Annotated in this window: 25 protein-coding genes; 15 read left to right on the forward strand and 10 right to left on the reverse strand. The window is 62.1% G+C overall.

What is annotated here, in order from left to right:
* Positions 1-523 precede the first annotated feature (523 nt).
* From QP908_RS08310 to QP908_RS08325, 4 genes are read left to right on the forward strand one after another with little or no spacing between them, the layout of a single operon-like run.
* Positions 524-1,882 (forward strand): DUF445 domain-containing protein, encoded by a 1,359-nt coding sequence (locus QP908_RS08310; RefSeq protein WP_284772056.1) that lies wholly within the window; start codon positions 524-526, stop codon positions 1,880-1,882.
* 33 nt (positions 1,883-1,915) lie between these two features.
* Entirely contained in the window at positions 1,916-2,350 is a 435-nt protein-coding gene (locus QP908_RS08315; RefSeq protein ID WP_284772057.1) for a CGLAU_01105 family protein, read from the forward strand.
* A gap of 5 nt (positions 2,351-2,355) precedes the next feature.
* Positions 2,356-2,646, forward strand: coding sequence for a DUF2516 family protein (locus QP908_RS08320; protein WP_284770986.1), 291 nt, complete (start codon positions 2,356-2,358; stop codon positions 2,644-2,646).
* A 2-nt stretch (positions 2,647-2,648) separates the two neighbouring features.
* Positions 2,649-3,092 (forward strand): deoxyribose-phosphate aldolase, encoded by a 444-nt coding sequence (locus QP908_RS08325; protein WP_284772058.1) that lies wholly within the window; start codon positions 2,649-2,651, stop codon positions 3,090-3,092.
* Positions 3,093-3,130: 38 nt separating this feature from the next.
* Here the strand turns inward: QP908_RS08325 and QP908_RS08330 are convergent, their stop codons facing one another.
* Genes QP908_RS08330 through QP908_RS08340 form a run of 3 tightly spaced genes read right to left on the reverse strand, consistent with a single transcriptional unit; the run spans position 3,131 to position 5,317 of the window.
* Positions 3,131-3,934: an LmeA family phospholipid-binding protein gene (locus QP908_RS08330; protein WP_284772059.1), complete on the reverse strand. Its 804-nt coding sequence runs from the start codon at positions 3,932-3,934 to the stop codon at positions 3,131-3,133.
* Positions 3,935-3,983: 49 nt separating this feature from the next.
* Entirely contained in the window at positions 3,984-4,793 is an 810-nt protein-coding gene (locus QP908_RS08335; protein ID WP_284772060.1) for a class I SAM-dependent methyltransferase, read from the reverse strand.
* A gap of 32 nt (positions 4,794-4,825) precedes the next feature.
* Complete coding sequence (locus QP908_RS08340) at positions 4,826-5,317, reverse strand: DUF2505 domain-containing protein (RefSeq protein ID WP_284772061.1); 492 nt, start codon at positions 5,315-5,317, stop codon at positions 4,826-4,828.
* Positions 5,318-5,341: 24 nt separating this feature from the next.
* On the opposite strand from QP908_RS08340, the gene QP908_RS08345 reads away from it, so the two are divergent.
* Positions 5,342-6,466, forward strand: coding sequence for a UDP-N-acetylmuramate dehydrogenase (locus QP908_RS08345; protein WP_284772062.1), 1,125 nt, complete (start codon positions 5,342-5,344; stop codon positions 6,464-6,466).
* Positions 6,467-6,627: 161 nt separating this feature from the next.
* Here QP908_RS08345 and QP908_RS08350 read toward each other — a convergent pair whose 3' ends face one another.
* The 5 genes from QP908_RS08350 to QP908_RS08370 form a co-directional block, all read right to left on the reverse strand.
* On the reverse strand, positions 6,628-7,104 hold the full coding sequence (locus QP908_RS08350; protein ID WP_284772063.1) for an S-ribosylhomocysteine lyase: 477 nt from the start codon (positions 7,102-7,104) through the stop codon (positions 6,628-6,630).
* A 69-nt stretch (positions 7,105-7,173) separates the two neighbouring features.
* The gene (locus QP908_RS08355) at positions 7,174-8,727 is read right to left on the reverse strand and encodes an AMP-binding protein (protein ID WP_284772064.1); all 1,554 of its coding nucleotides are present in this window, start codon (positions 8,725-8,727) and stop codon (positions 7,174-7,176) included.
* 11 nt (positions 8,728-8,738) lie between these two features.
* Positions 8,739-10,448, reverse strand: a complete 1,710-nt coding sequence (locus QP908_RS08360; protein ID WP_284772065.1) for a long-chain-fatty-acid--CoA ligase — start codon at positions 10,446-10,448, stop codon at positions 8,739-8,741.
* Positions 10,449-10,518: 70 nt separating this feature from the next.
* Complete coding sequence (locus QP908_RS08365; protein ID WP_284772066.1) at positions 10,519-11,088, reverse strand: methylated-DNA--[protein]-cysteine S-methyltransferase; 570 nt, start codon at positions 11,086-11,088, stop codon at positions 10,519-10,521.
* Positions 11,089-11,110: 22 nt separating this feature from the next.
* Positions 11,111-12,829 (reverse strand): long-chain-fatty-acid--CoA ligase, encoded by a 1,719-nt coding sequence (locus QP908_RS08370; protein WP_284772067.1) that lies wholly within the window; start codon positions 12,827-12,829, stop codon positions 11,111-11,113.
* A 66-nt stretch (positions 12,830-12,895) separates the two neighbouring features.
* Between QP908_RS08370 and mshA the strand changes: the two genes are divergently transcribed.
* The 4 genes from mshA to QP908_RS08390 are packed head-to-tail and all read left to right on the forward strand — an operon-like array spanning position 12,896 to position 16,991.
* Positions 12,896-14,161, forward strand: a complete 1,266-nt coding sequence (gene mshA / locus QP908_RS08375) for a D-inositol-3-phosphate glycosyltransferase (RefSeq protein WP_284772068.1) — start codon at positions 12,896-12,898, stop codon at positions 14,159-14,161.
* Between the two features lie 41 nt (positions 14,162-14,202).
* Positions 14,203-14,952: a phosphoglyceromutase gene (locus tag QP908_RS08380; protein WP_284772069.1), complete on the forward strand. Its 750-nt coding sequence runs from the start codon at positions 14,203-14,205 to the stop codon at positions 14,950-14,952.
* Positions 14,953-15,003: 51 nt separating this feature from the next.
* Positions 15,004-16,284, forward strand: coding sequence for a sensor histidine kinase (locus QP908_RS08385; protein WP_284772070.1), 1,281 nt, complete (start codon positions 15,004-15,006; stop codon positions 16,282-16,284).
* Complete coding sequence (locus QP908_RS08390; RefSeq protein ID WP_284772071.1) at positions 16,281-16,991, forward strand: response regulator transcription factor; 711 nt, start codon at positions 16,281-16,283, stop codon at positions 16,989-16,991. Before QP908_RS08385 ends, QP908_RS08390 begins: the two co-directional genes overlap by 4 nt.
* A gap of 14 nt (positions 16,992-17,005) precedes the next feature.
* On the opposite strand, the gene QP908_RS08395 is transcribed toward QP908_RS08390, so the two are convergent.
* Positions 17,006-17,905 (reverse strand): DUF3109 family protein, encoded by a 900-nt coding sequence (locus tag QP908_RS08395; RefSeq protein WP_284772072.1) that lies wholly within the window; start codon positions 17,903-17,905, stop codon positions 17,006-17,008.
* Between the two features lie 33 nt (positions 17,906-17,938).
* On the opposite strand from QP908_RS08395, the gene QP908_RS08400 reads away from it, so the two are divergent.
* The 5 genes from QP908_RS08400 to QP908_RS08420 all read left to right on the forward strand — a co-directional run bounded on the left by QP908_RS08400 (position 17,939) and on the right by QP908_RS08420 (position 21,909).
* Positions 17,939-18,868: a Ppx/GppA family phosphatase gene (locus tag QP908_RS08400; RefSeq protein ID WP_284772073.1), complete on the forward strand. Its 930-nt coding sequence runs from the start codon at positions 17,939-17,941 to the stop codon at positions 18,866-18,868.
* A 9-nt stretch (positions 18,869-18,877) separates the two neighbouring features.
* Positions 18,878-20,149 (forward strand): Rv0497 family membrane protein, encoded by a 1,272-nt coding sequence (locus QP908_RS08405; protein ID WP_284772074.1) that lies wholly within the window; start codon positions 18,878-18,880, stop codon positions 20,147-20,149.
* Between the two features lie 81 nt (positions 20,150-20,230).
* On the forward strand, positions 20,231-21,022 hold the full coding sequence (gene proC, locus QP908_RS08410; RefSeq protein ID WP_239268844.1) for a pyrroline-5-carboxylate reductase: 792 nt from the start codon (positions 20,231-20,233) through the stop codon (positions 21,020-21,022).
* Between the two features lie 251 nt (positions 21,023-21,273).
* On the forward strand, positions 21,274-21,462 hold the full coding sequence (locus tag QP908_RS08415) for a helix-turn-helix domain-containing protein (RefSeq protein WP_005276651.1): 189 nt from the start codon (positions 21,274-21,276) through the stop codon (positions 21,460-21,462).
* Positions 21,463-21,807: 345 nt separating this feature from the next.
* A complete protein-coding gene (locus tag QP908_RS08420; RefSeq protein ID WP_003855542.1) occupies positions 21,808-21,909 on the forward strand; it encodes a 30S ribosomal protein bS22 in 102 nt (33 codons plus the stop codon).
* Between the two features lie 110 nt (positions 21,910-22,019).
* On the opposite strand, the gene QP908_RS08425 is transcribed toward QP908_RS08420, so the two are convergent.
* The gene (locus QP908_RS08425; RefSeq protein WP_284772075.1) at positions 22,020-23,057 is read right to left on the reverse strand and encodes an HAD family hydrolase; all 1,038 of its coding nucleotides are present in this window, start codon (positions 23,055-23,057) and stop codon (positions 22,020-22,022) included.
* 97 nt (positions 23,058-23,154) lie between these two features.
* On the opposite strand from QP908_RS08425, the gene QP908_RS08430 reads away from it, so the two are divergent.
* The gene (locus tag QP908_RS08430; RefSeq protein ID WP_239268840.1) at positions 23,155-23,394 is read left to right on the forward strand and encodes a glutaredoxin family protein; all 240 of its coding nucleotides are present in this window, start codon (positions 23,155-23,157) and stop codon (positions 23,392-23,394) included.
* Positions 23,395-23,429: the final 35 nt, after the last annotated feature.

Consider the following 23,429-nt stretch of genomic DNA (forward strand, 5'->3'; position numbering starts at 1 on the left):
CTGGACATGGTGGTAGATTACCTTTCTTTCCAGCCCGACTGGGCTGGATATCAGGTGTCCACCAAACAGGGGTCAGGCCCTCCATCTTCTTATGCGGGTTAGGTACCTACACACACAAACCATCAGACACTCTCGATTGGCCCATCAACATCCCCTGTTTCAAAGCTCTCACGTACTAAAGGGTCAATCGAAGACCAGCCGCGAAGGCTAAAATATCCCGTTGCAATATCAATTCGGTGATATGACGGAAAACTTTCGAAGACCGAAGCTAAGTTTTGTTTCAGGGGTTTGATTGTCATAGATAGAAGGCGCGGAACCAGTTTACGTATAGGTATCCATGTGCAAAGGCTATTCACCGGAAAGCGCTGGAAATGGAACGTGACCTTCGAATAAAGATCAGGATCCGTAGGGGCATAGGTCTAACCCCTAACTGAATTGGTCGCGTGGTTTAGCGAGTGTTTTAGGACGCACTAGTGTTAGAGAATGAAGCTCGAAAGCACCTTCCCAATCCCAAGGAGACCACATGAACCACCGCGCGGACGAAGGCCTCGAATCGGCAACCGCTTCGGCACCGGAGCCGGAAACTGCAACGGCGCCGTCGGGCGCTGCTCCCGTTCCGCAGGCCGGTAACCAGGAGGCCCGGCGGGCGGACTTGCGGCGGTGGAAGGCGATTGCGCTGTCGTTCCTGATTGGTGCGGCGGTGATCTTTTTGGGGTGTTCGTGGTGGCAGGCGTCGGAAAGCGGGGCTCCAGTGTGGGTGGGCTACGTGCGTGCGGCGGCGGAGGCCGGCATGGTCGGTGGCCTGGCGGACTGGTTTGCGGTGACGGCACTGTTCCGCCGGCCGATGGGCCTGCCCATTCCGCACACGGCGCTGATTCCGAATAATAAGGACCGCGTGGGCGATGCGCTGAAGGACTTTGTGGAGGAGAACTTCCTTACCGCGGATGCGCTGAGTGCCAAGGTGCGGGAGGCGGAGCTGCCGCTGTGGTTGGCGCGCCAGGGGGCAGCACCCGGCAAGGCGGAGGAGGTCTCCGAATGGATTGGCCAGCGCGCCGCCAGCGTGGTGGAGGACCTTGACCCGGCTGAGGCGGAGCAGTTCATCCGCACCCAGGTCATGGACCGCCTGGCGGAGCCGGAGTGGGGGCCGCCATTGGGCCGGTTGCTGGAGGGCTATATCGCGGACGGCAAGGCGCGCCCGCTGGAGGATGACCTCATTGACTGGGCACACAAGAAGATTCTTGGCATGGAATCGACGGTGGTCACGGCCATCGATGAGCGCATGCCCGGGTGGGCGCCGCGCTTTGCCCGCGAGATGGTGGGGGACAAGGTCTATAGCGAGCTCGTTAATTTCGCCGAGGAAGTTCGCCGCGATGGCAACCACGAGGCCCGCCTGGCCATTCGCCGCAACCTATCCAAGCTGGCTGCGGATCTGCAGTGGGATGCGGATATGCGCGAGCGCATTGAGAACATCAAGCAAGAGATGCTTGCCTCTGATCAGGTGCAGCAGGCGCCGGCGGCGATGTGGCGCACGATTTCTACCACGCTGATTGATCAGTTCAATGACCCGGAGTCCTTCCTGCGGCAGAAGATGACGGCCAAGGTGAAGGAACTAGCGCACCGGTTGCTCGAGGATTCCGAGTTCTTGGCCCAGGCCAATGATCTTGTGGACAAGGCCGCGCGCTACGCGGTGGAGAAATTCGCCCCGGAGATCATCGCGATCATCCCGGAGACCATCAAGCGCTGGGATGCGCAGGAGGCCTCGCAAAATATCGAGCTGATGGTGGGCAAGGATCTGCAATTTATTCGCCTTAACGGCACTATCGTCGGCTCCCTGGCAGGCTTGGCCATATATGCTGTTAATCATCTCATTTTCGGCGCCTAATGCGCCGGAATAATTCATCACACGGAGGATTTCATGACTGAGAAGAAGAAGCTTTTTGATTCCCTGAAGGAAGCCGGTGCGTCCGCGCTAAATACCGCCAAGGATTTCGGCGGCCGCCTGCAGGAAGAGCGCGAGAACCAGGGCGCGCAGGGCGCAGGTGCGCAGGGCCCACAGGGCGATAAGGACGGCATGCTGGATAAGGCCACCAACACCGCCAAGCAGTGGGGCGCGTCCATCAAGAAGGCCGCGGAAGAAACCCGCGACTCGGAGGCTTTCTCTGAGGCGAAGGACAAGTTCGCGGATGCGTACCAGGAAACCCGCGAGGGCGTGAAGGACGCGTATGGCTATGCCCAGGAGCGCGTGAACGAGAAGAAGAACGCGCCCAAGAACGGTAATTCCGCTGCGGCGGACAAGGACGATAATATTATCGATGGCGAAGTTATCGATACCGACGAACCCACGAATTAATCTGCATGTACCTCTTACTTGACATTGCCTATAATTTTCCCATCTACTTCTTCCAGGTCCTGACCATTACCGCCATCATCGGGGCCGTGCTCGCGGCATCTACGCGCGAGGACGCGTTTCGGGCCGGCGACCGCAAGGGTAAATGGGTATGGGTAGGCCTACTTGCGGGCTCGGCGGTTGCGATGGCTACCGGCCTCCAAATTTTGGCGTGGATTGGCACGGTCATCACCGGCATCTACTGGTTTGACGTGCGCCCGCAGCTCAAGGCCATCATCAACGGCGACTACAGCTACTAAGCATGAAAAATCTCTTGCACGCTTCCGCCACTGAGGTCAGGGAGCAGGCCGCCGGGCAGCATGTTTTGGTCTCGCCGCATCACGTGACGGTGGCGGCCGCAGCCGATCCAGCGGGCATTACGGCCGTGGCGGGCTATCCCACCGGCCGGCACCACACGCTCATCAAGGCTTCTGAGGCCCGCCTGGCCATCCAGTCCGGCGCGGACGAGGTGTGGGTCAGCGTTGATGCCACGCTTGCCGATGTTACCCCTATCCTCTCCGAGCTCGTCGCCATCCGCGAGGCCTGCCCGGACCCAGCCCGCGTGGGCCTCATCTTGCCGGAGGTGGAGCCGGCGCGGTCCCTCGCGGAAACCGCCGCCGCCCAGGCGGGATTTCACGCACTCGTCATAGAAAAAGGCAGCGAGCTGTCCAGCTCGCTGCCCGTCGTAGAATTTCCCACCGCCTAAGTCTCTCCCTAGGTCGGCCGCTTCTGCGGCCGACGTTGTTAGGCGGCTTTCTTCTGTTCGTCGCTTTCGCCCGAGAAGTGTTCCAAATCATTCAAGGGAACATCGGTGCCCGTAAAGGTGAGCGTGAGCTTGCCATCGCCCACGTCCACGGATTCGACCTGCAAGTCCTTGGCAATGAGCTCATCAGACATGCCTTCCTGCAGTGCCTCGGAAATGGAACTAGTTGCTTGCTCAGGAAGCGACAGGCCAAAGATGGCGGCCTCGGTGGCATTGATCTCTAGCTTGCCGTCGCGGGCGGTGGGCTTGAGCGAAAGGCTGGCCAAGCCGCCGCCGAACTTCACTTCCAGCTCGTCGCTCTGGTCATTCGCGGTGATTTCAGTAACCACCATATTCCCAATGGTGTCGCTGCCGGATTGGTCCGAGATTCCTTTTTGGAAGCTAGCCAGCAGGTAGTCATCCGGAACGGTGGTGGTGGCGCGGAGGGAGCCGGCCACTGGGTTATCCGCATCCGTGGACATATCTTCCACGTGGATTTCGGAGGCGGGTTGCCCCTTGATCTGGGAGCCTTCGATCTGCAGGGTCGACGGCGTGGTCATGTCCATCTGGGAAATCGAGCCGCGCATAAGCCCAAAGAGGAGGGGGCTGCCGCCAAAGCTTACCGAGGGATCTTCCGTTGCCTCGATGCCTTCTTCTTTGGCGCTATTTTTAAACTCCTCGGTCATCTGATTACTAATGAACCAGCGCAGGCCAAATTCGGCGATGAGGATGATAATAAGCAGCGCTACGAGGACGCCTACGACAATTTTCCAAGCGAGCGATCCGCCCGATTTCTTTGCAGCCATGACTACCAGTGTGGCGCATGAGGCGGCCGGTGGCAATGTGTGCTGGATATTAGCGGGGCGCGATGCTCTCCCAGCTCACAGTGAGCGTATTATCGCGCAGCCGGCGGCGGGGAGGCTGGAGGTTAAAGGGGGCATCGGCAAACAGGGCTTGTGCCATGCGCCATCGCACCCGCGGGCCGTGCGGGGCCCACCCAGCGGCGCGATCCCAGGCCCTATCGGCGGCCTGCAGGAGCTCGTGGATGGGCTCGCCGGGCACGTTGCGGTGGATGAGCACTTTGGGCAGGCGCTCGGCCACATCGGAGGGGCGGGCCACGTCGAAGGGATCCCACGCGAGCGTCAGCGTCTTCGGGCCATGCTGATCGAGCAGGATCCACGCCGCGCGCCGGCCCAGCTCATCGCAGGTGCCTTCCACGAAGAACCCGCCAGGGGCCAGGCGGGAACACACCGTCTGCCAGGCCTCCGCAACCTGGTCCACGTCGTATTGGCGCAGCACATTAAAGGCACGCACCACCTGCGGACGGTAGCCCGCAAGCTCAAATCCGCCCAGCTCAAAGCGCACGCCATCGCGCGGCGGTAGCACCCGGTCCGGGTGGATTTCCAGCCCGCGCACATCCACGCGGGGATTGATGCGGCGCAGCCACCGCGCCCACTCCACGGTGGTGGTATGGGAGGCACCGTAGCCCACGTCGAGCGCGAGCGGGGTGCGCACGTGGCGCAGCAGCGCCGAAATTTCTGGGTGGGCGACCATCCACCTATCGCAGCGCCGCAGCCGGTTGTAATTGGTGGTGCCGCGGGTAATAACGCCAAAAGGCCGACCCGCTGCTGCGCTGGCGCGCAGGTTATGAGCGTGGTCGGCCATGGGAATCGGTGGATTCTAAGGTTGGGAGTGCCTTAGGAGTTTTCAGAAATCCACTGTTCGGTCAGCTTGCCCTCGTTATCAAAGAGCTCTGCCAGGGATTCGCCCACCTTCGGCTCGATGGCTGCGCCCATCATCGGGATCTTGACGGAGATCTCGTTGGTGTAGGTCAGCTTGGTCATCTCGCCCTCGCCGGCCAGGGAAATATCGCCCTTGAAGTCCACCGGGGTGCCCTTGACGTCAGCGGTGTAGTTGACGTCAGCGGCCTGGCCGTTGAGCTCGCCCACGGTGACCACGCGCTTGACCTTGAGGTCCTGCGAGACCATGGCGCGCACTGCCTCTGGCAAAAGGGTGGTCGGCAGGACCTCGTAGAGCGTGGCTACGTTATCGGAGAAATCGTGAACCTGGCCTGCCTCCGGGGAAAGGTTTGCCACGATGTACTCCCAGTACCCCTGGGTGAGCAGCGCCTTGTGAACCATGTCGATAGGCTGATTGATGGTTACGGTGTTTTCACTACGAGTTGACATGCTTAACAGACTACCTTGGTATACGTGCTTGATAAATTTTTGACGCAACAACTCACAGCAATCGACGGCGTAGACGTGGATCCCACGGCGAGCTTTGCTGATCTCACCACCTTGCGCGTGGGGGGAAAGCCACGGGTCACGTTGCGTTGCTCGCTGCCTGAAGCGGCAGTTGCGGCACTGCGGTACCTCGAGAAAGAAAAAGTTCCCTTCATTGTGGTTGGCGGCGGCTCCAACCTGCTGGTTTCTGATGGTGAGGTAGACGTGGTCGCCGTCGTCCTCGACTTTGCCGCGGTGGACATGGATACCGAAACTGGCCTCGTGCGCGCCCAAGCCGGTGCGGTATGGGACGAGGTCGTGGCGGAATCCGTGACGCAGTCCCTGGGCGGCATCGAGTGCCTGTCCGGCATCCCCGGCACGGTGGGCGCGGTGCCCGTGCAAAACGTGGGTGCCTATGGCGCCGAGATTTCTGAGGTCTTGACCCGTGTGCGCCTGTATAACCTGCGCACCGATGCCGATGAGTGGGTTCCCGTCTCCGATCTCGATCTGGCCTACCGCTATTCCAACCTGAAATTCACCGGCCGCGCGGTGGTGCTCGAGGTCGAATTGCAATTGACCACGGATGGGCTCTCTCGCCCCCTGCGCTTTGGGCAGCTTACCGATGCCCCCGGCGAGCGCCGCCCCGTCGCCCAGGTCCGCGAGGAGGTCCTCGCCCTGCGCCGCGGCAAGGGCATGGTGCTCGATGCCGCCGACCATGACACCTGGTCCGCCGGCTCTTTCTTCACCAACCCCGTGGTCGAATCCAGCGTCGCCGACGCCATCCAAGACAAGGTGCGCGCCACGCTTGGCGATGCCCCCGCCGACCGCATGCCCCGCCACCCCGTCGCCACCGCACAGGGCGAATCGTCCCCGCACGAGAAGCTCTCGGCCGCTTGGCTTATCGATAACGCCGGCTTTACAAAGGGCTACCCCGGATCCGGCCCGGCAACGCTATCCACCAAGCACACCCTGGCGCTGACTAACCGCGGAAACGCGAGCGCCGCCGATATTGTCGCGCTGGCCCGCACTATTCGCGATGGCGTCCGCGAGGCCTTCGGCGTCGAGCTCGTGCCCGAGCCCGTGTGGCTGGGCCTATCCATGGACGAGGACTAGGCCGCGCCTCTCGGCGCGACGGGGCCTTAGCCGCTGGGTTCGCGCCGGGTTTTAGGCCCGCGCGGAGATAAAAACGTCCAAAACAACCGCGTTCTTCTAAAATTCGCCCTCATTTTTGGCGAAACGCGGTTGTTTTGGACGGAAGTGTTGCTTGCGGGCTCCTAGGCAGCCATGACCTCGAGCCACTCCGGCTTGGCGTCTAGGAACTTGCGGGCCGCATCCTGCGCGCCCTTCAAGCTGTGGTGTGCGCCCCAACCGCACTGCTCTTCGTTGGCGGCGGGAACCTCGGTGGCGGTGAGGATATCGTTCAGCGCACCCTCAACGGCGCGCAGCAATTCATCCTGCTCCATGCCGTTGGTAATGGCGTAGAAGCCGGTGCGGCAGCCCATAGGGGCAAAGCCGGTGAGCTTATCGGTGTAGTTGCGCATAAAGTTGGCCATCATGTGCTCCACGGAGTGCAGCGCCTCCGTGTCCAGGTGCTCCTTATTGGGCTGGCAGAAGCGCAGGTCGTACTTGATAATCTCGACGCCGCCGCCCAAATCGGTGCGGTCAGCCACCCGGATATAAGGCGCGCTGACGAGGCGGTGGTCGAGCTCGAAGGACTTGACGTTAATCTTTTCTTGGTTCTGTTCAGTCATACTCCCCAGCCTAATCGCTGCGAGTGTCACTTCACAGAATAGATTCTTCAGCCGACTGTGCGCCGCGAGTTAGCGGGAGGACACTTCCGCCACCAAGATTTCCTGTACCTGGCGGCGGCGCAGCTTGCCCAGCTGATCGGTGGGCAATTCTTCTTGCACCACGAAATGCCGCGGGACCTTATAGCGGGCCAGGAGGCCGCGGCAGTGCTCGCGCAGCGCTTCCGCGTCGAAGGTGGCGCCGGGGTGGAGCACAAGGCAGGCGGCGACATCCTCGGAACCATCGGCACGCGGGACGCCGGCCACCGCGGCTTGGCTTATCGCGGGGTGGCTCAACAATGCATGTTCCACCTCGCTGGGAAAGACGTTAAAGCCACCGGTGATGATGACCTCTTTAATCCGGCCCACCAGCCGGAAATGGCCATCGGCCTCGCGCACACCCATATCGCCGGTGCGCAGCCAATCGCCGTGGAATGCCTCCCGCGTGGCGGCGGGATTATCGAGGTAGCCCGAAAAAACCTGGGGCCCGCGGGCAAGGATCTCGCCGGGCGTGCCATCGGGTTGGCTGCGGTCAAGGTCAGCGGGATCCCCGATGCGCAAGTCGGTATCGGCAAGCGGCTTGCCGATGGTCCCCACGCGCCGACCCTCACCAAGCGGGTTGATGGTCAGCACGGGGGAGGCCTCGGTAAGACCGTAGCCCTCGACAAGCATGCCGCCGGTGCGGTCTTGCCAGGGCTCGATGATGCGCGCGGGCAGCGATGCCGCGCCGGAAATGGCGTAGCGCACCCCGCCCAGGTCTGTGGCCTGCTCGGCGGTCGGCTCAGCGGCCGCCTCGGAGGCAGATTCTGCCGCCAGCTCGCCCATGGCGCGCTCATAAATGGTGGGAACGCCCGGCATCCAGGTCGGGCGGCGCTGTGCCAAGGCGCCGACCACGGCTGCGGGGCGTGGGGAGGGCAGCAGGATGATCTCGGCGGCGCAGCGCACCGCGAGCAAGACGCTCATGGTCAATCCATAAGAGTGGAACATCGGCAGCGTGGCGAGGAAACGCTCGTGGCCCGGGCGCAGATCGGCCTGGGCTTCCAATTGGATGCAGTTCGCGGCGAGGTTGCCGTGCGTGAGCACCACGCCCTTGGGCTGGCCGGTGGTGCCGGAGGTGTAGAGGATGAGGGCGGCATCGGCAAGCGCGGCCTGGCGGTGAGGCACTGGGGCGCCGGAGAGGGGAAGGGGCGCCTCCAAGGACACGGGAATCACCGTGCTGGCTAGGCCATCGACCACGGCGGCGACCTGATCCCAGACCAAGGCGATGCGGGCGCCGTGGTGGGCAAAGAGCGGGGCCAACTCGTGGGCGGTGTACTGAGGGTTATGCTCGACCACGACCGCGCCCAGGCGCAGCACCGCGAAAAAGGCAATGAGGTGCTGCGGGGAGTTGGGCAAGACCAGCGCCACCCGGTCGCCGGGGCGGATTCCCATCTCCCGCAGGGCGCCGGCGGCAGCGGCGATACGGGTATCCAACTCCGCGTAGCTCAGGGTCTCGCCCGCGAAAAAGGTGGCGGGACGGTGGGGGAAGTTGGCTACGGCGGTGGCGAGGAAATCCGTCAGCGTGGCGTCGTACTCGAGGTCTGACATGGTGGTTAATACTAAGCCTTCTGTTTGAGGAGATCGAGGAGATCCTGCTGCACCATGCGGCGGCGGACCTTGCCCAGCTGGTCCGAAGCCAGCTCCTCAAAGTGGTAGAAGGTGCGCGGAACCTTGTAGCGGGTCAGGCGCTCGCGGCAGAAGGATTTGAGGCCTTCTGGGTCCAAGACGGCGCCATCGCGCAGGATGAGACAGGCGACGACGTCCTCGGAGCCATCCTTGCGCGGGCGGCCCACCACGGCGACCTCCTTGATGTCTGGGTGCTTGCGCACCACCTCTTCGACTTCGGCCGGGTAGACGTTAAAGCCGCCGGTGATGATGATTTCCTTGATGCGGCTAACCAGCTTGACCCAGCCGTCCTCATCCATGGTGGCCATATCGCCGGTGCGGAACCAGCCGTTGTGGAAGGACTCCTCGGTGGCCTTTTCGTTATTGAAATAGCCCTGGAAGATCTGCGGCCCGCGAGCCAGCATCTCGCCCGGCTCGCCATCTGGCTGGGTTTCATCGAGGTTATCCGGGTTGCCAATGCGCACCTCGGTATCGGGAAAGGGCAGGCCCACATAGCCCGGGCGGCGGTTGCCGTTCATGGGGTTGCCAATGAGCACGGGGGAGGTCTCGGTCATACCAAATCCCTCCACGAGGCGGCCGCCGGTCATGGATTCCCAGCGCTCCATCACGTCAACCGGCAGGGTAGCGGCGCCGGAGAAGGCGTTGCTGATGCCGGCAAGATCCACGCCCTTGTCCTCGGCGGCGTCCATGATCTTCTCGTATAACGTGGGCACGCCCGGTAGCCAGGTGGGGGTGTGCTTCTTAACGATGTCCATGATGAGCGGCATCTGCGGGGATGGAACCAAGATGAGCTCGGCGCCGAAGTAGATGCTGAGCACGCACAGCGTGGTCATGCCGTAGGCGTGGAAGAGCGGCAATGCGGCGAGGAAGCGCTGGTCGGTGGCGTCCATATTCGTCAGCCAGGCTTCGCCCTGCACGCAGTTGGAGATGAGGTTGCCGTGCGAAAGCAGCGCGCCCTTGGGCTTGCCTGTGGTGCCGGAGGTGTAGAGGATAAGCGCGATATCGTCCTGCGTGACCTTGGCAATCTCGAGGTCCTTGCCATCGCCGCCGATGGCAGAACCGATAAGCGTGGACCAGGCCACGGTATTCGGGGCCGTGCCGGTTAGCTGCTCGCGCTTGGCGGCCAGCGGCGGCAGGGGAATCCGGAGTGCGAGGCGCTTGAGCGGTGGCATCGCATCGATCATGTTGACGGACACGATGGTCTCTAGTGGGGTGGTGGCGCGCAGCTTATTCAGCGTCTGCGCCGTCTTATCCCAGGCGATGGCCACACGCGCGCCATGGTCCTGGAAAAGCCCCTCGAGCTCGTGGGCGGTGTAGAGGGGATTGTGTTCCACCGCGGTGGCCCCGAGCAGCTGGATGGCATAAAACGCCACCACGTGTTGGGGGCAGTTAGGCATGACGATGGCGACCCTATCGCCAGGCCGGATGCCAAAGGCCTTAAGTCCCGCAGCGGCGGCGCGCACCTGTGCGTCTAGGTCCGCGTAGCTCTGTGTACTGCCGAAGAAGTAGGTAGCGGACTTATTCGCATTGATGCGGAGGTTATTGACGTAGTAGTCAACGATGGTTTTATCGCCGTAATCAAGCGTGGCGGGGGTCCAGTCGCTGTAGTGCTTAATCCAGGCCCGGGATTCGTATGCGGACACGCGCTGCCCTTTCGTTTGCTAAAGAAAAATATTACAAAGGGCGAGTATACCCAGAACGTGAGGAAATCCTCTAGTTTTCTTCGAGTGTCAGCAAAAAACGCTTGATATCCAGGCCACCGGCATAGCCGCCGAGCGTTCCATCGCTGCGCAGCACGCGGTGGCAGGGCCGAATAATCGGCAGGGGATTGGCGCCGCAGGCGGTGCCGACCGCCCGGGTAGCAGCGGGGCGCCCCACGGCGGCTGCGAGCTCGCCATAGCTTGAGATTTCGCCGTAGCCAATGGTGTCCAACTGCGCGTGAATTTGGGCGCGAAATTCCGTCGTCGGCGCCGGGTTGAGCGGCAGGTCAAACTCGCGGCGGCGCCCAGCGAAATACTCCGCGAGCTGCTCTTGCGCCGCATCTAAGATGTCTGCACCGCGCTTGTCGATGCCCCCATGTACTCCGCCGCTTTCCTCGCCGCGAACCTGATTGGTTTTGCGGTGCCCCTTGCTGTTTTCGTCGCGAACCTCATTGGGTTTGCGGCGACCCTTGCTGGTTCCGTCGCGACCCAACTGGATCGCGACGAAGTCAACGCGGGACAGCCCGTCTGCATCCGCGGTGAGCAGCAGCGGGCCGATGGGGGTATCGATGGTGCGCAGCATGGTGGTGGGAACTCTAGGTGTTTTAGGAGTTCTTCTCCGCTTCGAGGCGGTTGATGAGGTCTTCTTGTACCTCACGGCGGCGGATCTTGCCCATTTGGTCCTTGGCCAGTTCTTCGAAGTGGTAGAAGGTGCGCGGGACCTTGTAGCGGGTCAGGCGCTCGCGGCAGTACTCCTTGAGGCCTTCGGGGTCGAGCGCGGCGCCATCGGCAAGATCGAGGCAGGCAACGACATCTTCGGAGCCATCGTCGCGCGGGCGGCCCACGACAGCGGCGTCGTCGACGCTGGGGTGCTCGCGCAGGATTTCTTCGACCTCGCCCGGGTAGACGTTGAAGCCGCCGGTGATGATGATTTCCTTGATGCGGCTGACTAGGCGGATGAAGCCGTCTTCTTCCATGATGCCCATGTCACCGGTGCGGAACCAGTCATCGTGGAAGGCGGCATCGGTGGCTTCCTGGTTATTAAGATAGCCCTTGAAAATCTGCGGGCCGCGGGCCAGCACCTCGCCCTCAACACCGTCTGGCTGGGTCTCATCCAGGTTATCGGGGTTGGCGATGCGCACCTCGGTATCCGGGAAGGGAATGCCCACGTAGCCGGGGCGGCGGTCGGTGCTCATGGGGTTGCCCACGATAATGGGGGAGCACTCGGTAAGCCCGTAGCCTTCCACGAGTAAGCCGCCGGTGGCGTTTTCCCACTTATTGACGGTCTCAGAAGGCAGGGTGGATGCGCCAGAGAAGGCCGCGCGCACGCCCTTGATGGGTACTTCTTGCTCCTCGGCGGCCTTGACGATGCGCTCGTACAAGGTAGGAACGCCCGGGACCCAGGTCGGGGTGTGCTTCTTCATCAGCTGCATGATGAGCGGGATCTGCGGCACGGGGAGGATGACCAATTCGCCGCCGATAAGCTGTGCCAAGGTGACGTTCATGGTCAGGCCATATGCGTGGAAGAAGGGTAGGGCGGCGAGCATGCGCTCTGGCTTATCGCCCAAGCCTGGAACCCAAGCCTTGCCCTGCAGCAGGTTGGATACGAGGTTGCCGTGCGAGAGCATCGCGCCCTTGGGCGCACCGGTCGTACCGGAGGTGTACATCACCAGCGCGACGGTGTCTTTATCAATGTCCTCTGGCGTCTTAATATCGCTGCCGTTGCCACCGATGGCATCGCCAATCAGCGCCTCCCACGGCACGGTATTTGGTGCCGGGGCAGAAAGCTGCTCGCGCTTGGCCTTGAGCGGGGGAAGCGGCAGGCGCAGCGCGGCGCGCTGCAGGGTGGGCATGGCGTTGATCATGTTGATGGACACGACCGTTTCCAGGTTGGTGGTAGCCCGCAGCTTCTCCAGGGTGGGGGCGGCCTTGTCCCAGGCGATGGCGATGCGCGCGCCGTGATCCTGGAAAAGCCCCTCCAGCTCGTGGGCGGTATAAAGCGGGTTGTGCAGCACAACCTGGGCGCCGAGCTTCAAGATGGCATAAAAGGCCGCGATGTACTGCGGGCTATTGGGGGCAACGATGGCTACGCGGTCACCGGGGCGCACGCCGAAGGCCTTCAAGCCGGCTGCGGCGGCGCGCACTTGGCGGTCCAGCTCGGAATAGTTTTGGCTGCGTCCAAAGAAATACGTGGCTGACTTATCGCCATTGACCTTGAGGTTGTTGTCATACAGGTCTAACAGGGTGGTGTTGCCATAGTCGAGGCTATGCGGCGTCCACTCCGGGTAATACTGGAGCCATGCCTTTGATTCATAAGCGGACAATGCGTGACCTTTCGGTAGCGTAGGTTATTGGCAGGGGCCAGTATAGCGCCGCTAAGATGGGTCACCATGCGCATCGCCATGATTTCTATGCATACCTCCCCCATTGAGCAGCCTGGCTCCGGGGATGCCGGCGGAATGAACGTCTACGTTTTAAATATTGCCTGCCAATTAGCCCAGCTAGGCGTAGAGGTAGATGTCTATACCCGTGCGACCCGCCCCAGCCACAAAGAAATCGTGGACGTGGCCCCCAACCTGCGGGTGATCAACATCGTGGCAGGCCCCTTTGAGGGGCTAGAAAAAGAAGATCTGCCCACCCAACTCGCGGCCTTTTCCGGCGGCGTGGTGCAATTTGCTAAATGGCAGGGCAAAAAATATGACCTCATTCATTCCCACTACTGGCTTTCTGGCCAGGTGGGGTGGCTGCTGCGCGATCTATGGGGCATTCCGCTGGTCCACACCGCCCACACCTTGGCCGCGGTGAAAAACGCCTACCGCACGGCCGAGGACACCGTGGAATCAGAAGCGCGGCGCATCTGCGAGCAACAATTGGTGGATAACGCAGACCTCCTCGTGGTCAATACCGATCAGGAAGCCCGCGACCTAGCCGAGCATTACGATGCTGACCGCGATATCATCCGCGTGGTCTCCCCGGGCGCCGACGTGGGGCTATTTACCCCAGGTACCGACCGCAATACGGAGCGTTCCCGCCGCGAGCTGGGCATCCCGCTGCATACCAAGGTCGTGGCCTTTGTGGGGCGGCTACAGAAATTCAAGGGGCCCGAAGTCCTTATCCGGACCGCCGCCGAACTGTGCCACCGCGAGCCCACCCGCGATTTTCGGGTGCTCATCTGCGGTGGGCCATCCGGGGCCAATGCCTCGCCGGAGGCGTATAGGGAATTGGCGCGGGAGTTGGGCGTGCAAAAGCGCGTGCGCTTTTTAGGGCCCCGCCCGCCCGAGGAGCTGGTGGGTGTGTACCGCGCAGCGGATATTGTGGCGGTACCCAGCTACAACGAGTCCTTTGGTCTAGTGGCGCTCGAGGCCCAGGCTTCTGGCACGCCGGTCGTCGCCGCGGCCGTGGGTGGGCTGTCCATCGCTGTCGTCGATGGTGAGACCGGGCTGCTGGTGCCGTCCCACGATCCGAAGGAGTGGGCGGATTCCTTGACCCAGCTGCTGGACGATGACCCCCGGCGCATCGCCATGGGCGAGGCCGCCGTCGCGCACGCCGTGCGCTTTAGCTGGACCAACACGGCCCGGGAGCTGACGGAGATTTATGCCGAAGCCCAGCAGATTCCCGTGCCTGACTGCCACCAACGCCGCGCGATGGGAGACTAGCCTCACTGACGCGCCGGGCGGTTTCGTGGCATGCTGGAGGCATGACTAACGGAAAACTGATTCTTCTTCGCCACGGCCAATCCACCTGGAATGAATCCAACCAATTTACCGGTTGGGTCGATGTTGATCTGACAGAAAAGGGTGAGGCAGAGGCCAAGCGCGGCGGCGAGCTGCTCGCGCAAGAGGGCATCCTGCCCAACGTGCTGTACACCTCGTTACTGCGCCGCGCAATCCGCACCGCCAATATCGCGCTGGATGCGGCCGACCGCCACTGGATCCCGGTCATCCGCGACTGGCGCCTCAACGAGCGCCACTACGGTGCGCTGCAGGGCCTGAACAAGGCCGAGACCAAGGAAGAGTACGGCGAGGACCAGTTCATGGCATGGCGCCGTTCCTATGACACGCGCCCGCCCGAGCTTGCCGATGACGCCGAGTACTCCCAGGCCAACGACCCCCGCTACGCGGATTTGGACAAGGTCCCACAGACGGAGTGCCTGAAGGACGTTGTCGAGCGCTTCGTGCCCTACTTCGAGGAAGAGATCCTGCCGCGGGCCAAGAAGGGCGAATCCGTCATGATCGCAGCGCACGGCAACTCCCTGCGCGCGTTGGTCAAGCACCTCGATGGCATTTCCGATGATGACATCGCCGGGCTGAATATCCCGACCGGCATTCCGCTGGTGTACGAGATTGCGGAGGATGGCTCCGTGGTCAACGAGGGCGGCACTTACCTGGACCCAGAGGCCGCCGAGGCCGGGGCCGCTGCCGTCGCCGCGCAGGGTGGTGACAAGTAACCCCACTACTGCATATAAGTCCCCGGGGAGGTGCTCCCTGGGGACTTTCTAATGGTTAGGCTTAATGACGTGGAATTAATTTTTGTCTTTCTCGCGGGCGTGGTTGCCTGCGCGGTGGCGCTGCCATTGATTTCCCGGGTGCGCGAGCGCATGGCACGCCGCCAGCGCGCGAGCGATGCCCAGGCAAACCAGGTCACCACCGTGAGCCAAGGCCTCCACCTCGCGGTCCAGGGCTCGCCCACGGCGCTGACGGTGCTCGATAGGAACCAGGAAATCATCCTGTCCAACCCCGCGGCGCACGAGATGTCTGTGGTCCACGATCGCGCCGTCAATCCGGAAATCTGGAAGACCGCGGAGCAGGTCTTCGAGGATAAGGAAACCCGCACCGTGGACTTGGCCATCCCTAAGCGCCGCACCGGGCACCGCGTCACGCAGGTGAGGGCCGTTATCAAGCCGCTGACGCTGAACGATGGCCGCTTCATCATCATCTACGGCACTGATGAGAGCGAAAACGTGCGCATGGAATCCGCGCGCCGTGACTTCGTAGCCAACGTCTCCCACGAGCTGAAAACCCCGGTGGGTGGCATCGCGCTGCTGGCAGAGGCCCTACTGCAAGACCCCGAGGATCCGGAGCACGTGAAGTACTTCGGTACCAAGGTGCAAAAAGAGGCCAACCGCATGGCGGATATGGTCAGCGAGCTGATTTCCCTGTCCAAGCTGCAGGGCGCCGAGGCGCTGCCGGAGATGGAACCGCTCTACGTAGACGATTTGATTGATGAGGCGATTTCGCGCAATCAGCTTGCCGCAGACGCGCGCTCCATCAGGTTGACTCAAGGGCCGTCCGTAGGCGTGCAGGTCATGGGCGACCGGTCCCTCTTGGTAACCGCGCTGTCCAATCTTATTTCCAACGCGATCAATTATTCGCCAGAGGAATTGCCGGTCTCCGTCTCACAGAAGGTAGTGGGGGATGATGTCGTGCTGATCCGGGTGACGGACCGGGGCATCGGCATCCCGCCGGAGCATCAAAAGCGCGTCTTCGAGCGCTTTTTCCGCGTTGACCAAGCCCGGTCGCGGCAGACTGGAGGCACTGGCCTAGGATTAGCAATTGTCAAACACGTGGTGGCCAACCACGGGGGCAATATCAAGCTGTGGTCGCGGCCTGGCACGGGCTCTACTTTTACCATCGAGTTGCCCATATATAAGGAAGAGAAGCCAGCGCACGAGGCTGACTTGCAGGATAATGAAGACAAGGATTCCGTCGATGCGGCGGCTCCTGGGCTCCAGCGTGCGGTAGCACGCGTTGCAGCACGTCGAAAGGATAAAGCACAATGACCACCATTCTCATCGTGGAAGATGAAGAGTCGCTGGCCGATCCGCTGGCATTCTTACTCCGCAAGGAAGGCTTCGAGCCGATTATCGCCCTCGATGGCCCCTCCGCGCTGGAGAAATTCGCCGACAATGACATCGACATCGTGCTACTTGACCTCATGCTGCCCGGTATGTCCGGCACCGACGTGTGCAAGCAGCTACGTGCCACCTCCTCCGTACCGGTCATTATGGTCACCGCGCGCGATGCGGAAATCGATAAGGTCGTGGGCCTAGAGCTGGGCGCGGACGATTACGTCACCAAACCGTATTCCTCCCGCGAGCTCATCGCCCGCATCCGCGCCGTGCTGCGCCGCGGCAACGATCAGTCCTCCCACGCGGACGCCGCGGAGGACGCCGAGGTAGAAGACCAGCAGATCCTATCCGGCGGCCGCGTGAAGATGGATGTGGAGCGCCACATCGTCACCGTGGCGGACGAGCCGGTGGCCATGCCACTCAAGGAGTTTGACCTGCTGGAATACCTCCTGCGCAACGCTGGGCGCGTGCTGACCCGCGGCCAGCTCATTGACCGCATCTGGGGTGCGGATTACGTGGGCGATACCAAAACGCTCGACGTGCACATCAAGCGCCTGCGCACCAAGATTGAGGAGCACCCTTCCCGCCCGAAGCACTTGGTAACGGTGCGCGGACTGGGCTATAAATTCGAACTCTAGCGCCGGCTAGCGCTCTAGTACCAGCCGGCCTTGATGCTGGCCGGGTGCTGGGTAAGCTGCACGCCGTGCTCGGCGGCTTCTGCGCGGGCACGGCATTGTTGGGCCAAAATATCGTAGCTTTCGCGCCCCATGAGCGCGACGAGCTCGTCCTCGTGCGATTGCCACATCGGCAGCGGATTGGCGTGGCAGGCGCCATCGGTAGAGCAGTACCAATCAAAGTCTTCGCCGCCATTGCCCCAGCCGCGGCGGTCATATTCGCCGATGGTGGTGCGCAAAATTTCCTGCCCATCGGGGCGTTCTTCATAATCCTCGTAGCGCCACAGCGGCAGCTGCCAGCACACCTCCGGCTTGACCACGGTCAGCTCCTCGCCGCTATCTACTGCCCATTGGTGCAGAGCGCAGCCCGTGCCCGTTTCCCAGCCGGCGCGGTTGGCAAAGATGCAGGCGCCATCCACGATGGGCGTTTTCAGCGCCGGTTCCGGTTCGCCGTCCTCGCCATCGAGCTCGTCCCATTCCAACCAGGGCTCTAGCTCATCGGTGTTTTCTTGCGCCAGGAACTCATCTACCCCCGCTGGGCGCAGCTGCCAATAGCGCGCGGGCATGCGGGAGACGGCATCGTAAAGCTGGTCGCGGTCTTGTTCATCGGCCATATATGCACCGTGCACGCAGCAGCCCACATCGGGCTGGCTCTTATCGATGCCCCGGCACGCCGACGTGCCAAATTGGCAGCTGTAGTGCGATTCCACCCACGTGAGATCGATGGAAAAGACGTGGTAAGGGTCGTTTGGGTTGGTAAATTCGAACCACTCCCGCGGAAAATCTGGGGCCTCTTCGTGCCCGGCTTTAATCGATGCCGCCGCTGGCGAGCTCGCGGGAAAACCTAGGTAAACGGTGTCAGATTTTGGGCGATTCACACCTAACCACGGTAGACCTACTACGCTATGGGTGTGCGATTAGGTGTATTAGACGTCGGAAGTAATACCGTCCACCTCGTTGCGGTCGATGCCGCAACGGGGGGACGGCCTACTCCGATGAGCGATTGGAAGACCCCACTCCGGCTGGTAGAACAGCTGGATAAGAAGGGAAACATCCACGAAAAGGGCCTGAAAAAGCTCGTTTCCGCCGTGGGTGAGGCAAGTGAGCTGGGTGACAAACTCGGGTGCTCCGAATTCATCGCCTTCGCGACCTCCGCGGTCCGCTCTGCCCCTAACTCTGAAGAGGTACTCGATGAGGTGGAAAAGCAGACCGGCGTGCGCCTGCAGATCCTCTCGGGCGTGGAGGAAGCACAGCTTACTTTCCTCGCTGCCCGCCGCTGGTACGGCTGGTCCGCCGGACGCATCACCAACTTGGACATCGGCGGTGGCTCCCTAGAGCTATCCACCGGTACCGATGAACACCCTGACCTGGCTTTCTCGCTCGATCTGGGCGCAGGCCGGCTGACCCACAACTGGTTCGATACCGATCCGCCGGAGAAAAAGAAGGTCAGTGCGCTGCGCGATTTCATCGATGCGGAGCTTGAAGATGCCGTCACGCAGATGAAGGCAATGGGCCCGGCTGGCCTGGCCGTGGGCACCTCGAAAACCTTCCGCACCCTCTCGCGGCTTACCGGTGCGGCGCCATCGTCTGCGGGGCCATACGTCAAGCGCACCTTGACCGCACCGGGCCTGCGCCAGTTGATTTCATTCATCACGCGCATGACTGCAGCAGACAGAGCGGACCTTGAGGGTGTAAGTTCGAACCGATCGCACCAAATCGTCGCCGGCGCTTTGGTTGCCGAGGCAAGCATGCGAGCTCTTGGAATCGAGAAGTTGGAAATCTGCCCATGGGCGCTGCGCGAAGGTGTTATTTTGCGCCGGACCGACAAGGGATTGGAATAGGAAGAGATCATGGCTGACGAAAAACAGTTGACCGTGGCCGAGCTGCTGGCTCGCAATAAGAAGGACCGCACGGATAAAGACGAGAAGACCTCTCGCCGTCGTCGGCGGAGCCTCGATGAGGGCGGCGTATCCGTTGCCGAGCTCACCGGCAGCCTGAAGAAGGTAAAGTCCACCCCGCCTGAGGCGAAGCACACCAACGTATCCATCGACGATGACGCCCCTGTCATCCGCGCGCCGAAGTCCAAGGACGAACAGTCCGCTGAGAAAAACGCCGCTGAGAAAAAGACCGCGGCGAACAACTCCGCGGCGCAGCCGACTGGCTCCAAGCCAGCTGGGTCCAAGCCTGCCGGTGCTAAGCCTGCTGGCGCCAAGTCCGCTGCAGGCAAGCCGTCCGCGGGGCAGGAGGGCATCGGCAAGCCTGCGCAAAGCAAGCAATCTCAGTCCCAATCCTCCTCTCCTAAGCCGGCTGCCGAGAAGCCTTCCGCTGGTACCCCAACCGCGTCCCCTGCGCCGAAGAAGAACGGGAAGCCGAGTGAGCCGACCGCCTCTCCCAAGCCTGCGGCGGGGTCTGGCTCGAAGCCGACGGCCAAGCCTGCCCCAGCGCAGAAGACAAACGCACAGGAGGCAAAGAAGCCTGCGCAGTCGGGTCCGGAGGACAAGGCGGGCGCTAAGGACGCCGACAAGAAGTCCCATCAGCCATCCGCGGATGACACGGCGGTAATGCAGCGCATCGGTAAGTCGCAGTCCTCGCAGGACAAGCGCAAGGACGCCGCTGATGCCGCTGAATCCGGTGCCAAGGAAGCCAAGGAGAAGGCGGGCGCAGCTGGCGCTGCCGGGGCAGGCGCTGCTGCAGCGACCGTAACGGGAGCGAAGGCTGGCGCGAAGACCGCAGCAGACACCAAGGACGCTGGAACCAAGGGCAAGGCTGCCGCGCCTGAGCAGAAGCCTGCGGCGGCTGCGAAGAAGTCTGACGATACCGGCGAGCTGTCTCAGGTGCGGGACGAGGAAGTCACCGAAGAGCACGAGAAGCTCAACCCCATGTCCATCCTCATCATGGTGGTCGTGGGCATCGTCTTGGCCATCGTCATCTTCAAGGGCTTTGAAGTGCTCTGGGATAACTTCCCGCGCGTCGTCGTATCTATCTTGGCACTCGGCGTGACCGCAATTATGGCTGGCGTTACGCATGCGCTGCGCACGGCCCGCGATGGGTTCTCCATGTTCCTTGCAGGCATTACCGGCCTCATATTGACGTTCGGACCACTGCTTTTGGTCATGCTCTAAACCAGCGAATTGCTGAGAACCACCCGGCTGCTTCCTTCGTGGAGGTAGCCGGGTGGCGTTATTTTTGGCATTGTGGAGACTATGACAAAGATTGCAATTTTAGGTGGAGGACAAATCGGTGAGGCTTTGACCTCGGGTCTTGTGGAATCGGGCTTCAATGCTTCCGATATCACGGTGACCAACCGCACGGCCTCTCGCGGTGAAGAGCTCAAGAGCAACTATGGCGTCAACGTCACGACGGATAACGCTGAGGCGGTGGACGGCGCGGATTATATCTTCGCCTCCGTCAAGCCTTATGCCATCCTGGACCTGCTGGGCGAGATTAACCCGGCTAAGGACGCCGTGGTGGTCTCTATGGCCGCAGGGCTGACGCTGGAGGCCCTGCAGGCTGCTGCGGGCGACGGCGTGCCGGTTGTGCGCGTTATGCCCAATACGCCGATGTTGGTGCGCCGCGGCATGTGCACCTGCGCCGCCGGCGAGCACGTCACTGAGGCCCAGATGCAGGGCGTGACGGAGCTGCTCGAGGCCGTGGGTGAGGTCGCGGTCATTCCGGAGAAGAACATCGACGCCGCGACAGCCCTGGCTGGTTCCTCGCCGGCCTACTTCTTCCTTGTGGCAGAGGCGCTTGTCGATGCCGGCGTGCAGCTCGGCCTTCCCCGCGATATCGCCGAAAAGCTCGCCGCCCAAGCAGCTGCCGGCTCCGGCGATATGTTGGCCAACTCCGGCCGCTCGGCAACGCAGCTGCGCGCGGGTGTGACCTCGCCAGGCGGCACCACCGCCGCGGCCGTGCGCGAGCTGGAGGAGTCCGGCCTGCGTGGTGCGTTCTACCGCGCCGCCCAAGCCTGCTCCGATAAGGCCAAGGAGCTGGGCTAGCAGCCCGCCTAATGCGGCCAGTTCCCCGTGGTGGGGGTGTAGGTACCTCTCACCACTCAGGGGCCATACGGGAGCCATGGGGTGGTTGTTACGCAGCGCTTTTGGCGGTGAGCTGAACAACTGCTGTGAAAAAATTTGGCACTTGGGTCGCATTAGTCACATGTTTCACGATAGGCTGGGACAAGCACGTGCGTGAAGTCCTGTGGGAGGGGAAGCCTACAGCGCGTAACGAGCTGAAGGGTTAGATAATTATGGCAAATGAAGAAAAAGGAACCTTTCTGACGATCGCGGAGGTCGCCGAAATCATGCGCGTCTCCAAGATGACTGTCTACCGTTTGGTTCACGCAGGCGAAATGCCGGCCGTGCGCGTCGGACGCTCTTTCCGCGTTCACGAGTCTGCCGTTAACGAGTACCTCGAGGCATCCGTTTACGGAGCGTAGGTGCTCGCGCCTTTAAGGCAGCGCCCACTTCTGTTGGCCAATCTTGGTCAGCGGTGGTGGGCGCTGTCTCGTTTCCCGTGTGTCGTCCGATTACCGCACATCACCCTTGTGCAGCGCGTTTCACCCTTTTGCGGCGCGCAGCGATATGCTGCGCGCCGTTTCCGCGGGTCGCCGCCGGGGCCACTTTTGGAGACGCGCTGGGGACTAGGTAAGATAGATCGCATTCGTGTCGGCACGCCGTGATGGCCCGCATATGTGCGGCCAAGGTGGCAAAGAGTGCACCTTTGCCGTTTCAGGCGCCGGCAGGTTCACAGTACGTACTAAAAGAAAGTGAGGACGCCTGTTATGGGTTCTGTCATCAAGAAGCGCCGCAAGCGCATGTCCAAGAAGAAGCACCGCAAGATGCTGCGCCGCACCCGCGTGCAGCGTCGCAAGTTGGGCAAGTAAACCCAACAGCCCACGAATCCTCCGCACCGTGCCTTAGCGCGGCGGCGGAGGATTTCTGGTTTTAGTGCCGAAGCTGCTTCTACGCTGAGAGTGCTTCGCCGCGTACGCTGCTACTTCCGGAAATAGCGCCAGCCGCCATAGGAAAAGGCCGCAGTGACAAGCGCTGGGAGGCCGTAGGTGCGGATGGCGCGGCGGATGGAGCGATAGTCGCGGACGATCCAGCCGCGCTTCTCTGCAATGTTGCGCAGCTTGCGGTCCGGGTTGATGGCCACGGGGGTGCCCACCATGGTGAGCATGGGCATGTCATTGGCGGAGTCGGAGTAGGCGGTGCACCGGTCCAAATCGAGGCCCTCGATGGTAGCGAGGGCGGCCACGGCGTGCTTCTTACCTGGGCCGTGGAGGATATCGCCAACCAAGCGGCCGGTGAACTTGCCGTCTTCTACCTCCGCGACGGTGCCGAGGGCGCCGGTAAAGCCAAAGCGACGCGCCAAGACCTGGGCGAGCTGGACTGGGGTAGCGGTGACCAGCCACACCTGTTGGCCGGCGGCCAGATGCATCTCAGCGAGCTGCGTGGTGCCGGGGTACGCGCGGCGGGCGAGGGAGGCTTCGACGATTTCCTCGCAGAGATCGATAAGCTCGTCCACGCTGCGGCCTTTGACAAACTCCAATGCCTGCGCGCGGCCGGCGGCGACGTCCTTTGCATTCTCTGCGCCAGAAAGGCGGAATTTAAGCTGCTTCCAGGCAACCGGGAGTATCTCAGAGATGCGGATGTAGCGTCGGCGGGCGAGCCCAAATCCGAATTCCACCAAGGAGGAACCCTGAACGAGGGTATTGTCCACGTCGAAAAAGGCGGCGGCGCCCACGTCGACGGGGACGTCCGGATCCTGGGCCGTGATGCGCTGGGAGCCTGCGGCGTCATAAGAACCGGAGACGGAGGCTATGCCGGAGGCGAAGTCCTCGAGCTCGAGCCCGAATTCCTCTAAGGCGGCGGCAGCGGCCGCCTCACCTGCGGCGCGCTGTTCTTCCTCGCCCAAGGGGGCCAGCGCCTGGTTTTCTAAAAAGTTGCGCAGATTGCCGCGCGAGGCCGTCCAATTGGCCAAAAAGTCGCGGGGAGATTCGGGGAATCCGGGGGGAGGTAAAGCGGACACGAGTGGAATAAACAGCTTTCGCAAACGCGGGGTGGACTAACATGTCCATAGTAAACGTTTCCCCCGTCTGCGTCCTTATGAGGAGAATCCCGCCCCTATGTCCCAGCATCTAGTTGAGCTCATGGTGCGCCCCACCTGCGGTTCCTGTAAACGGGTAAAAGAGCAGATTACCCCCGTTATCCAGGAGGCCGGTGCCCAGCTGGAAGTGCGCAACGTGGAAGATAGCCGCGAGCTCGAGATGGAATTCGGTGACCGCGTTCCCGTTGTAGTGATAGACGGAGAAGAATTCGCCTGCTGGGAAGTCGATAACGAAGAGTTGGCTGCGGAGCTGCGCTGACGATTCGGGTTCCGCGCCCACGCGGGGTAGTCTTT

Origin of the sequence: Corynebacterium sp. MSK204, assembly GCF_030229885.1 — a bacterium.
Classification (GTDB): domain Bacteria; phylum Actinomycetota; class Actinomycetes; order Mycobacteriales; family Mycobacteriaceae; genus Corynebacterium.